Below are 11,851 nucleotides of genomic sequence, written 5' to 3'. Positions count from 1 at the left end.
GGTTACTTGGTCGCAGCCTCGTACTGCTCGCGGACCGCGGCGGGGATGCGGCCGCGGTCGGGCACGGGGACACCGTTCTCGGCCGCCCACAGGCGGATGGTCGCGGCCGAGGCACCGGCCGGCGCGGCGGCGCGGCGACGACGGCCGCCGTTGCGCACCGGCGTCTTGCGCGCGGCGACGATCCACGGGCCGAGCGCGTCGCGCAGCTCCGCGGCGTTCGCGGCCGTGAGGTCGATCTCGTAGCTCACGCCGTCGAGGCAGAAGTTGACGGTCTCATCGGCGGGACCACCCGAGATATCGTCCTCGAGCACAATCTGGACTTTCTGCGCCACTGCATTTCCTTTCGAAGAATGGGTGAAGCCAGAATTCCAGATCGGATATCCGCGCGTCAATGCGCCGCGCGCAAGAATTCCACGACGACCGCGGAATTCGGCGCGGCGCGCCTCAGGAATTCGGGCGGGAATCCCCGGAACCGGCCGCCGCATCGTTCCCGGCCACCGCATCGTCCGGGGACGGACCGATGTCCCCAGGCCGCGCATCGGCCCCGGCCTCCCCAGAAAAGCCCGCCTCCTCGCGCGCGACGGCGGCGCGCTCGTTACGGTCGGCGCGTACCACCGCACGAATGGCGAACCAGAAGATCGCTCCGACGCCGATCGACGGGATGATGCCGACCGCGATCGCCTGCCAGGTGGACACTCAGTCCTCCGTGGGCTTGACCAGGGGGAACAGGATGGTCTCGCGGATGCCCAGGCCGGTGAGGGCCATGAGCAGGCGGTCGATCCCCATGCCCATGCCGCCGCTCGGGGGCATCGCGTGCTCCATGGCGGTGAGGAAGTCCTCGTCGAGGCGCATGGCCTCGTCGTCGCCCTGGGCGGCCATGCGGGCCTGCTGCTCGAAGCGCTCGCGCTGGATGACGGGGTCGACCAGCTCGGAATAGGCGGTCGCGAGCTCGAATCCGCGGACGTACAGGTCCCACTTCTCGACGATTCCGTCCTGAGTGCGGTGATCGCGCGTGAGCGGGGAGGTCTCGACCGGGAAATCGCGGACGAAGGTGGGCGCGGTGAGCGCATTGCCCACGTGGTGCTCCCAGAGTTCCTCCACCAGCTTGCCGTGATTGACGCGCTTGGGGTCCACGCCGATCTCGAAGCGGTCGCACAGCCTCTCGAGCGCCTCGACCGTGGTCGCCGGCGTGATCTCCTCGCCCAGCGCCTCGGACAGCGAGCCGTACATGGTCAGCTGCGCCCACTCGCCGCCCAGGTTGTACTCCGAGCCATCCGCGAGCGTCACCACCTGCGTGCCGAACACGTCCTGCGCGGCGCCCTGGACCAGGGACTGGGTGAGCTCGGCCATGGTGTCGTAGTCGCCGTAGGCCTCGTACGCCTCGAGCATGGAGAACTCGGGCGAGTGCGAGGAGTCGGAGCCCTCGTTGCGGAAGTTGCGGTTGATCTCGAAGACCTTCTCGATGCCGCCCACGGCCGCGCGCTTGAGGAACAGCTCCGGCGCGATGCGCATGTAGAGATCGATGTCGAAGGCATTCATGTGCGTGACGAACGGGCGGGCCGCGGCGCCGCCGGGCTGCGTCTGCAGCATGGGCGTCTCGACCTCGATGTAGCCGCGGCCGTGGAGGCTCTCGCGGAGGGAGCGCATCATGGTCGCGCGGTGGCGGACCGTGTCGCGCGCGAGGGGGCGGGCGATGAGGTCGACGTAGCGCTGGCGCACGCGGGTGTCCTCCGCGAGGTCCTTGTGCAGGACCGGGAGGGGGCGCAGCGACTTGGCGGCGAGGGCCCACTCGGTCGCGAAGACGGAGATCTCGCCGCGGCGGGACCTGATGACGCGGCCCTTGGCGAACAGGTGGTCGCCCAGGTCGACGTCGGCCTTGAAGGCGGCGAGCGACTCCTCGCCCACCTCCGCGAGGCTCAGCATGATCTGCAGGCGCTCGCCGGTGCCGTCCTGGATGGACGCGAAGCACAGCTTGCCCGTGTTGCGGATGAACACCACGCGCCCGGCGACGCCCACGACGTCCTGGGTCTCCTCGCCGGTCTCGAGGTGCGCGTAGCCGGACTTCACGTCCGCGATCTCGTGCGTGCGGGGCACGGAGACGGGGTACGCCTCCCCGCCGGCCTCGATGATGCGGTCACGCTTGGCGCGGCGGACCCGCATCTGCTCCGGGGTGTCGTCCTGGACGGACTCCTGGTTGTCAGCGGCGGGGGCGGTCTGCTCAGTCACGGGCGCAAGTCTAATGGGGCCCCGTTTCCCGGACACTCCGCACGGATTCGCGTCACCCCTTCGCACGGACTCGCGTCACCCCTCCACACGTTTTCTTCACTGCTCCACACACCGGCCGGCGTGTCGTCGGCGTGTCGCGCGGATATCAGCATTTTCGCGCCGGTTTTCGGACGGCTTGTGTGGAGGGGTGATGGGGCGGAGGGGTGATGGGGCGGAGGGGTGACTGGTGGGGAATGAGCCACCGCCGCGTCAGGAGAGGTCGAGGCCCAGGTCCACGATGGGGCTCGAGTGCGTGAGCGCGCCGACGGACATGAAGTCCACGCCCGTGGCCGCCACGTCGCGCACGTTCTCGAGCGTGAGGCCGCCCGTGGCCTCGAGCCACACCTTGCCGGTCCGGGGCTCGCGGGCGCGGATGGCGGCGACGAGCTCGGTCATCGCGGCCGGCGCCATGTTGTCGATCATGAGGAAGCGGACGCCGGCGTCGAGGGCCTCGTCGGCCTGGGCGGGGGTCTCGACCTCGACCTGGACGGGCACGCCGGGGAAGGACCTCTCGATGCGCTTGACGGCCTTCGCCACCGAGCCCGCGGCGACGATGTGGTTGTCCTTGACCATCGCGCAGTCGAACAGGCCCATGCGCTTGTTGATCCCGCCGCCGGCGCGCACCGCGTACTTGTCGAGCTCGCGCAGGCCGGGCGTGGTCTTGCGCGTGTCGAGCACGTGGGCGCCGGTGCCGGCGAGCGCGTCGGCCCACTGGCGGGTGTGCGTCGCGACGCCGGAGGCGCGGGACATGAGGTTGAGGAGGGTGCGCTCGGCGATGAGGACCACGTGGCCGGGGCCCTCGACCTCCGCGATGACGGAGCCCGAGCGCAGCCAGTCGCCGTCGGCCGCCCGCCGCACCACGGACGGCACGGGCAGGCCCAGGCGCGAGGCGACCTGGCGCATCGTCTCCTCGACCGCGTCGATCCCGGCGAGGACGCAGTTCTCGCGGGCGGCGACCACTCCGGCGACCCGCGCATCGGCCGGGATGGTGGACTGCGTGGTGACGTCGCGGTCTTGGGGGCCCAGGTCCTCGTCGAGCGCGGTGGCGACGATGCGCGCGAGGGCCTGGGGGTCGAGCGGGGCGATGGTGCCGGACTGGAGGGCGGTCTCCTCGGGGTGCGTCATGGGTCCATTGTGGTGGACCCCTGGGCGGCGGATACCCTCCGGGGGTATCCTGAGCCGAGCATCACGATCCCCCTGGAGGTACCCGATGTCCGAGATCCACCTGACCGAAGAGGACATGGACCCCGTCGTCAAGCGCCTGCGCCGCGCGCACGGCCAGCTCGCCGGGGTGCTCAAGATGATCGAGGAGGGACGCGAGTGCGCCGACGTGGTGACGCAGCTGGCCGCCGTGTCCAAGGCGATCGACCGCGCCGGGTTCTCGATGATCGCGACGGGGCTCGAGCAGTGCATGCAGCAGGGCGAGGCCGCGACGGACGCGAAGCAGCGCCTCGAGAAGATGTTCATGTCGCTCGCCTGAGCGGCCCGGAACCCTCGGCCACAAGCCTCACCCGACACCCGCATCGGCCTCCGGCACGCCCTCCGGGACCTCCGGACTAGATACCCCCAGGGGTATCTGTTACGGTGAATCCCGGAAGGTTTCCCGGAAGGAGTCCCACATGCGCATCCTGGTCATCGGAGGCGTCGCCGGCGGCATGAGCGCCGCGGCCCGCGCCCGCCGTCTGGACGAGAAGGCGGAGATCATCGTCCTCGAGAAGGGCCGCTACGTGTCCTTCGCCAACTGCGGCCTGCCGTACCACGTGGGCGGCGAGATCGAGCGCGACGACCAACTCCTGCTCCACACGCCCGACTCGCTGCGCGCGTCGCTCGACCTGGACGTGCGCGTCGAGCACGAGGTGATCGGCATCGACCGCGACGCCCGCGAGCTCACCGTCTCGACGCCCGACGGCATCGAGACGCTCGGCTACGACGCGCTGGTCCTCTCCCCCGGCGCGGACGCGATCGTCCCGCCCATCGAGGGCATGGACCTCCCGCAGGTCACGCACCTGCGCACCGTCGACGAGGCGCGCGACCTCGCGACGCGGGCAACCACCGCGCGCCGCGCCGTCGTCATGGGCGCCGGATTCATCGGCCTCGAGACCGCCGAGGCGCTGCGCCACCGCGGCCTCGACGTCACCCTCGTCGAGCTCGCCCCGCAGGTGCTCCCGCCCCTCGCGCCCGAGATGGCGCGCCTGGTCCACACCGAGCTCGCCTCCCACGGCGTCGACGTCCGGGTGGGGGTCGCCGCGACGGGTGTGAGCGCATCGTCCAGGGACGATGCGTCGGTCACCGTCGCGCTGTCCGACGGCGGGTCCGTGGAGACGGACCTGGTGATCGTGTCCGTGGGCGTGCGGCCGCGGTCCGGCCTCGCGCGGGACGCGGGCCTGGACCTCGACGGGCGCGGCGCGATCCTGGTGGACGAGCAGCAGCGCACCTCCGACCCGCACATCTGGGCCGCGGGCGACGCGATCGCCGTGCGCCACGGCGTCACCGGGCAGGTGGGCCCCGTGCCGCTGGCCGGCCCCGCGAACCGTCAGGGCCGTCGCGCGGCGGACTCGATCATGGGTCGCGCGGACACGGCGCAGCCGGTGCTGGGCACCGCGATCGTGCGCGCGTTCGGGCTGACCGCCGCGATGACGGGCGCGTCGCCGCGGATGCTGGACGCCGCGGGCATCGAGTATTTCGTGGTCCACACGCACCCCGCGAACCACGCCGGCTACTACCCCGGCTCGCAGATCCTGCACCTCATGGCGGTGTTCTCGCCCTCCGGCAAGCTGCTGGGCGCGCAGGCCGTGGGGCCGGACGGCGCGGACAAGCGCATCGACGTGCTCGCGACGGCGCTGCGCGCGGGCTTCACCGCCGACGACCTGGCCGAGCTCGAGCTCGCGTACGCGCCGCCGTTCGGCTCCGCGAAGGACCCGGTGAACATGCTGGGCTTCCTCGCGCAGAACGTCGTCAACGGCACCACGCGCGTCTGGTACCCGTCGGAGCTCGAGCAGGTGCGGGCCGACGCCCTGCTGCTCGACGTGCGGTCCGAACGCGAGTTCGCCATGGGCCACATCCCCGGCGCCATCAACCTGCCGCACACGTTCCTGCGCGAGCACCTGGACGGCGTGCGCCACCTGGCCGCCGGCCGGCCGGTGCGCGTGCTGTGCGCGTCGGGCGTGCGGTCGTATTACGCGCACCGCGTGCTGGAGCAGGAGGGCTTCGACTCGGCGACGCTCGACGGCGGGATGTTCACGCTGGTCGAGGCGCTGCCGGGGCTGGTGCTGAGCAACGGTCAGACCGCGCCGGCCTGACCTGTCTCTCTGGACACTCCGCACGCGAACTTCGGACACTCCGCACGGATTCAGCGGCGACACGCCGGTCACGGGCTCCGATTCCGGCCCGGCCCCCGGCGTGTTGCTCCTCGATCCGTGCGGAGTGTCCGCGGCCTCGCGTCACCTGTCCACACAGCGCGGCCCGCAACCGCCGCAAAAATGCTGATATCCGCGCGACACGCCGACGACACGCCGGCAGGCGTGTGGACCAGTGAAGAAAACGTGTGGACAGGTGACACAGGGCCGGGCACGGAGCCGGAGCCGGACCCCGCGTATCACCCGATCTCGAGCGGCGCCTTCACGATCGACATCTCCCCATCCGGGTCCAGCCGCGCGACCAGGCGCACCGCCCAGTCCGGATCCACCTCGGGGAAGTCGGCGCGCACGTGCCCGCCGCGGCTCTCCTCGCGCAGCATCGCGGTGCGCGCGAGCACGGTGGCGGTGGTGGTGATGTTGGTGGTCTCCCACTCGGCGGTCTGCGGCATCACGTCCGCGACCGGGTCCGTGTGGAAGCGCTCGCGGATGCGATCCAGCCGCGCCAGCGCGTCGTCGAGGCCGTCGCCGTCGCGGACCGGCCCCGCACCCTCGTGCGCGATGGCCTGCAGTCGCGAGCGCATCGTCGCGGGCACCAGCGCCGAATCCCCGCCCCGCGAGACGGGCTCGAGCTGGGACAGCACGCCCTCGTCGACCAGGGACGCGGCGTCGCGCGCGGCCCGGCGCCCGAACACCAGGCCCTCGAGCAGCGAGTTCGACGCCAGGCGGTTGGCCCCGTGCACGCCGGTGCACGCCGCCTCGCCGATCGCATAGAGCCCCTTGACCGTGGACCGGCCGTGCAGGTCCGCGAGGATCCCGCCGGAGTGGAAGTGCTGCGCGGGCGCGACCGGAATCAGGTCGTGCGCCATGTCGATGCCGTGCGCCTTGAGCGCGCGGCGGATCGACGGGAAGCGCTGCTTGAGGAACTTCTTGCCCAGGTGGCGGCAGTCGAGGAAGACGTTGTCGGACTCGTCCTCGCGCAGCTGCTCCACGATGGCGCGCGAGACCACGTCGCGCGGCGCGAGCTCGGCGAGCTCGTGGCGGCCCACCATGAACCGCTCACCCGCGCCGTTGAGCAGGTGCGCGCCCTCGCCGCGCACCGCCTCGGAGATCAGGGGCAGCTGGCCGCGCGCGTTCGCGCCCATCCACAGCACGGTGGGGTGGAACTGCACGTATTCGACGTCCGCGAGCGCCGCGCCCGCGCGCAGGGCGGCGGCCAGGCCGTCGCCGGTGGCCGATGCGGGGTTCGTCGAGGAGCGGAACACCTGGCCGATTCCTCCGGTCGCCATGATGACGGCCTTGCCCAGCGCCGCGCCCACGCCGTCGCGCGTGCCCTCGCCGATGATGTGCAGGGTCACGCCGCACACCGGCCCCGGCCGACCATCCGCGTCGGGTGCGGCGGTGAGCAGGTCGACGACCATCGCGTGCTCGATGACCTCGATGCCAGGGTCCGAGCGGATGGCCTCGAGCTGCTCGATGAGCGCGCGGGAGATCTCCGCGCCGGTCGCGTCGCCGCCGGCGTGCGCGATGCGCGAGCGGTGGTGGCCGCCCTCGCGCGTCAGCGTGATGTCTCCGTCGGGGCCCGTGTCGAACTGCGCACCGCGCCGGACCAGCTTGCGCACCGAGTGCGGCCCCTCCGTCACCAGGACCCGCACGGCCTCCTCGGAACACAGCCCCACGCCCGCGGTGAGGGTGTCGGCCAGGTGCTCCTCGGGGGTGTCCTCGGGGTCGAGCGCCGCGGCGATGCCGCCCTGCGCCCACACGGTCGCGCCCGAGCTCAGCACCCCCTTGGTGACGAGCAGCACGCGGTCGACCTTCTCGCGGAGGTCGAGTGCGGTGGTGAGTCCGGCGATGCCGGTGCCGACGACGATCACGTCGGCCTCGATGGTCCAGCCGGGCTGGGGCGCCGCGAGACGGCGCACGAAGGCGGTCATCCGGTCAGGTTACCGGGCTGCCCTGTGGACACTGCGCACGGATTCGAGTCCGACACGCCGCTCACCAGGCCCGACACGCCGCCGCGCGCCCGCGTGTCGCCGGACAATCCGTGCGGAGTGTCCGGCACGCGCAGCTCAGGCGCGCTGGTGGTAGGCGTCCCAGCCCTGCGAGTGGAACTCGTGGACCGGCAGGCCCGACGGCTCGAGGCCGTTGCCGGCGGGCACCAGGCCGGGCTCGTCGGACAGCTCGACGATCCGGTTGTCCGCGTCGACGAACACCACGTGCGGCTCGAAGGTCCGCGCCTGCGCGTCCGGCAGCATGCCGTACCCGATGATGATGACCAGGTCCCCCTGGTGCACCAGGTGCGCGGCGGCGCCGTTGATGCAGATCACGCCCGAGTCCGCCTCGCCCGGGATCGCGTACGTGGTCAGCCGGGCGCCGTTGGTGACGTCGACGATGTCCACCTGCTGACCAGGGATGATGTCCGCGGCCTCCATGAGGGTCGCGTCGATGGTGACGGAGCCCACGTAGTGCAGGTCCGCCTGGGTGACGGTCGCCCGGTGGATCTTCGAGATCATCATGGGGCGCTGAAGACTGGTCATTGCTCTCCTCGCGACGCGCGAGCCTCCCCCGGGACAACGCCCGGGAGCGGTGAATCAGTCCGAGCCGGTCCGGCCCGCGCCGTCCCCGCCCGCGCCGATGCGCGTCACCACGTTGTCGATGAGCCGCGTCGCGCCCACCCGGGCCGCCACGGCGATCACTGCCTCTCCACGATAGTCCGCCCCGGTCCCGGTCGGGTCCAGAGGCATCGCGGTCGCGGGGTCGAGCGCCTCGAAGTAGTCGACGTCGACGCCCGGCTCGGCGGCCAGGATCGCCCGGCCGGCGGCCAGGGCATCGGCCAGGGACGATGCCCTGGTTCCGGACGCGGTCGCCGGCTCGCCCGCCGCCCGGGCCGGGGTGGGCGCCGATGCGCTGGTTCCGCTGGCAAGCACCTCCTCCGCCGCGCGGAGGGCCCGGTTGAGCGCCAGGGCGCTCTCGCGCTCCGAGGGCGAGAGGAAGACGTTGCGCGAGGACAGCGCGAGGCCGTCCGCGGCGCGCACGGTCGGCACGCCCTCGATGCGCACCGGGAAGTTGAGGTCGCGCGCCATGGTGCGGATCGCAATGAGCTGCTGCGCGTCCTTCTGCCCGAACAGCGCGATGTCCGGCGCGGTGAGGTGCAGCAGCTTCGCGACCACGGTGAGCATGCCGTCGAAGTGCCCGGGACGATGCGCTCCCTCCAGCACCCGTCCGATTTCGCCCGCACTGACCGTCACCAGGGGCGTGCCGCCGGGGTAGACCTCGTCGCCGCCGGGGGCGAAAACCAGGTCCACGCCCAGGGGCTCGAGCAGCGCGCAGTCGGCCTCGAGGGTGCGCGGATACGACTCCAAGTCCTTGGGGTCGTTGAACTGGAGGGGGTTGACGAAGACGGTGACCACGACCTGGTCGGCCATCTCGCGGGCGGCGCGCACCAGGGCGAGGTGGCCCTCGTGCAGCGCGCCCATGGTCATGACGACGGCGCGGGTGCCGGCCGAGGCGGCTCCCGATCCGGGCGCGGCAGGTGAGCCGGGCGCGGCCTCGCGAAGCTCGGCGGCGGTGTGGACGACGCGCACTACTCCACTCCCAGCGTGGCGATGAGGTCCGCGTACTGCGCGGGCCCGATCCTCCCGCCGGACAGCGCCAAGTCCGCGGTCGCGCGGGCCATCGCGCGGTAGGCGTGGAGCATCTCGGGTGCCTTCTCGAGCGACTGCAGGTGCGCGGCCACGGTCCCGGCGTCGCCGCGGACCACGGGCCCGGTCAGCGAGGAGACCGCGCCGGGGGCGTCCCGCAGCGCGCCGTCCACGGAGGCGTGGGTGAGTGGGCCGAGCACCCGCGCGGGCTCCTCGACGCCGATCCTCGCGAGCAGCGCGCTCGCCTGCGTCACCGCGGTGACCACGTGGTTCGCGCCGTGCACCAGGGCCGCGTGATAGGCCGGGCGGTCCCACTCCTCGATGCAGACGGGCTCGCCGCCCATCTCGACCGCGAGCGCCTGGGCGACCGGCAGCATGCCGGGCGGGGCGGTGACGGCGAACATCGCATCGGTCAATCGCGCCCGGTCCAGGGACGTCCCGGTGAACGTCATCGCGGGGTGGATCGCGAGCGGGATGACACCGCCCGGGAGGCAGTCGACCAGGATGTCGATGCCGTGGCGGCCCGAGGTGTGCATGGCGAACTGCCCCGCGCGCCACACGCCCAGCTTGGCGAGGCCGCGCGCGACCTCCTCGATGGAGTCGTCGGGGACGGTGAGCATGACGAGCTCGGCGCCGCGGACCACCTCGTCCGGCGGCAGCACCGGCACGCCGGGCAGGAGGGTCTCGATGCGGCTCACGGAATCCTCGGAGACGCCCGAGGCCGCGACCACCTCGTGGCCCGCCTCGCGCAGCGCCGCCGCGAGCACCGCGCCCACGCGCCCCGCGCCCACGACGCCGATGCGCAGCCGCCCCGGCCGCCGCGATGCGCCCGTGATCTCCGGTCCGTTCACAGTTCCGCCTCTCTCCGCGCCGCGCCCATCGCGGCAGCCACGTCGTTCACAGCCCTGCACTCGTCACAGGCCTGCACCCATCACAGTCCGACGGCCCTCATCCACTGCTCCGGCGTCTGGCGCCGGCGCCCCTCCCGCGCGCGCCCGGCCTGGGCGTCGAGCAGGGCGAAGGCGTCCTGCATGTCCAGATGCTCGGCCCGGGGCCGCACCGGCCCCTGCGTCGAGTGCACCACCACGTTCGCGAGCCCGAGCGCCCGGTCGAGCGGCCCCTGCTGGAGGCCCAGCGACTGGGTGCGCTCGTGCGGCACCACCACGAGCTCCTTGGTGAAGCGGCCGCTGCGGATCAGCAGGGCGCGCTCGGTGGCGCGCACGCCGCGGTAGCGCCACTGGATCGGGTCGATCCGCTTGGACCGCGGGGGCGCGGTGAGGAAGCCGCCGTCGTCGCCGCGGCCGGTCATCGCGAGCGACAGGGTGCCCGCGGGGTCGGGGTCGCCCAGGTCCGGCAGGATGAGCCAGACCGCGGTGAGCGCCTCCTCGCGCGTCGCCACCGGGTGCAGCACGGACACGGACTCCTGGTCCTCGCCATAGCCCGCGACGTTGATGGTGATGCGCCACCAGTCCTTCCGGCGCCACAGCAGCGGCTGGTACAGGCGGATCGCCTGGACGCGGCCCGGCGGCACGGTCTGGCGGCGGGTCTGGGTGAGGCCGTGGCGCATGCGCAACCCGTCCGGGGAGACGGCCGCGGTGAACCCGAAGCCGCCGTTGATCCGCTGCCAGAAGAAGCCCAGGAATCCGGCCAGCGCGGACAGGATCGCCACCAGCGACGTGCCCAGCACCGCGCCCACCGCGGCGAACACGTCGACGTGCAGCAGGAACAGGAACGGCAGCGACACCAGCGGCGCCCCGATGAGGAACACGGCCGGGCCGGAGAACAGCACGCTCAGCAGCAGGCGCGGCGTGGGCACCGAGTAGACCTCGCGCTCGGGCGCGGCGGCCACGCGCGTGCGGACGCGCTCGGTGCCGCGCAGGACGTCCTCGGGGCGACCGAGCGCCTGTGCCCTCTCGCTCAGCTGGGCGCCGAGTCCGGCCAGCACCCCGGACGATGCGGCGGCCGCCTCGGTCGCATCGGTCACCTGGTCTCCGGGAACCCGGTCTCCCGCGACCTGGTCTCCCCCGACCGGGGTGACGTCGACGCCCGGCTCACCCCCCGCATCGTCCCCGGTCACGCCGGCGGCGAGGTAGAGGATCTCGTTGCGGAGGGCCTCGGCGTCGCCCAGGCGGAGGAATTTGAGCATGACGCCGGACTTCTGGCCGCCGGCGACCTGGATGTTGATGGCGGCGAAGCCGGCGAGGCGCGCGAGGAGCGGCTGGACCACGTCGACGGCCTGGAGTCGGTCCAGGCGGGCCTGGCGCTGCTGGCGGGTGACGATGCCCTGGCGCAGGTAGACCGCGTCGTCGCCGATGCGGTACTCGGTGCGGCTCCACTGCAGCACGCCCGCGCCGATGACGAGCGCGACGCCCAGCGCGGCCGCGAGGAGGATCCACAGGACGGGGAACTGGTCGAAGAAGTCGAAGGTCGGGTCGTCGCCCGCGACCCAGCCGGGGAGGCGGTCGTAGATGAAGTAGGCGGCGACCAGGCCCAGGATTCCCCAGCCGCCCAGCAGCGGGGTGATGGGGTGGAGGCGGGTCCACTCGCGGGGAGCGGAGTACTCGGTGCTGGGCACGGGCGTGTCGGGCATGG

11 protein-coding genes are annotated in these 11,851 nt (G+C 72.6%); 2 read left to right on the top strand and 9 right to left on the bottom strand.

Annotated elements, in window-relative coordinates:
- Nucleotides 1-2 precede the first annotated feature (2 nt).
- From AOM03_RS06590 to nadC, 4 genes are all read right to left on the bottom strand, one after another.
- Nucleotides 3-332, bottom strand: a complete 330-nt coding sequence (locus tag AOM03_RS06590) for a histone-like nucleoid-structuring protein Lsr2 (RefSeq protein ID WP_062379570.1) — start codon at nucleotides 330-332, stop codon at nucleotides 3-5.
- Between the two features lie 112 nt (nucleotides 333-444).
- On the bottom strand, nucleotides 445-696 hold the full coding sequence (locus tag AOM03_RS06585) for a hypothetical protein (RefSeq protein WP_062379567.1): 252 nt from the start codon (nucleotides 694-696) through the stop codon (nucleotides 445-447).
- Nucleotides 697-2,160 (bottom strand): lysine--tRNA ligase, encoded by a 1,464-nt coding sequence (gene lysS, locus AOM03_RS06580; protein WP_082092255.1) that lies wholly within the window; start codon nucleotides 2,158-2,160, stop codon nucleotides 697-699. It abuts the gene before it with no gap.
- 315 nt (nucleotides 2,161-2,475) lie between these two features.
- Nucleotides 2,476-3,390 (bottom strand): carboxylating nicotinate-nucleotide diphosphorylase, encoded by a 915-nt coding sequence (nadC, locus tag AOM03_RS06575; RefSeq protein WP_062379563.1) that lies wholly within the window; start codon nucleotides 3,388-3,390, stop codon nucleotides 2,476-2,478.
- Nucleotides 3,391-3,484: 94 nt separating this feature from the next.
- On the opposite strand from nadC, the gene AOM03_RS06570 reads away from it, so the two are divergent.
- Nucleotides 3,485-3,745: a metal-sensitive transcriptional regulator gene (locus tag AOM03_RS06570; RefSeq protein WP_439645041.1), complete on the top strand. Its 261-nt coding sequence runs from the start codon at nucleotides 3,485-3,487 to the stop codon at nucleotides 3,743-3,745.
- 139 nt (nucleotides 3,746-3,884) lie between these two features.
- Nucleotides 3,885-5,564, top strand: coding sequence for an FAD-dependent oxidoreductase (locus AOM03_RS06565; RefSeq protein ID WP_062379558.1), 1,680 nt, complete (start codon nucleotides 3,885-3,887; stop codon nucleotides 5,562-5,564).
- A 296-nt stretch (nucleotides 5,565-5,860) separates the two neighbouring features.
- Here AOM03_RS06565 and AOM03_RS06560 read toward each other — a convergent pair whose 3' ends face one another.
- The 5 genes from AOM03_RS06560 to AOM03_RS06540 all read right to left on the bottom strand — a co-directional run bounded on the left by AOM03_RS06560 (nucleotide 5,861) and on the right by AOM03_RS06540 (nucleotide 11,849).
- Complete coding sequence (locus tag AOM03_RS06560) at nucleotides 5,861-7,552, bottom strand: L-aspartate oxidase (RefSeq protein ID WP_062379556.1); 1,692 nt, start codon at nucleotides 7,550-7,552, stop codon at nucleotides 5,861-5,863.
- A 135-nt stretch (nucleotides 7,553-7,687) separates the two neighbouring features.
- Complete coding sequence (gene panD / locus AOM03_RS06555; RefSeq protein WP_062379554.1) at nucleotides 7,688-8,155, bottom strand: aspartate 1-decarboxylase; 468 nt, start codon at nucleotides 8,153-8,155, stop codon at nucleotides 7,688-7,690.
- Between the two features lie 54 nt (nucleotides 8,156-8,209).
- Nucleotides 8,210-9,202 carry a pantoate--beta-alanine ligase gene (panC, locus tag AOM03_RS06550; protein WP_062379552.1) on the bottom strand — a complete coding sequence of 331 codons (993 nt, stop codon included), beginning with the start codon at nucleotides 9,200-9,202 and terminating at the stop codon, nucleotides 8,210-8,212.
- A complete protein-coding gene (locus AOM03_RS06545; RefSeq protein WP_156157666.1) occupies nucleotides 9,202-10,110 on the bottom strand; it encodes a Rossmann-like and DUF2520 domain-containing protein in 909 nt (302 codons plus the stop codon). The genes panC and AOM03_RS06545 overlap by 1 nt, the downstream gene beginning before the upstream one ends.
- An 80-nt stretch (nucleotides 10,111-10,190) precedes the next feature.
- The gene (locus AOM03_RS06540; RefSeq protein WP_062379550.1) at nucleotides 10,191-11,849 is read right to left on the bottom strand and encodes a PH domain-containing protein; all 1,659 of its coding nucleotides are present in this window, start codon (nucleotides 11,847-11,849) and stop codon (nucleotides 10,191-10,193) included.
- Nucleotides 11,850-11,851: the final 2 nt, after the last annotated feature.

The sequence above is a fragment of the Demequina pelophila genome (assembly GCF_000971175.1).
Taxonomy (GTDB): Bacteria; Actinomycetota; Actinomycetes; order Actinomycetales; family Demequinaceae; genus Demequina; species Demequina pelophila.
This window is presented reverse-complemented; position numbering and strand designations above follow the sequence as displayed.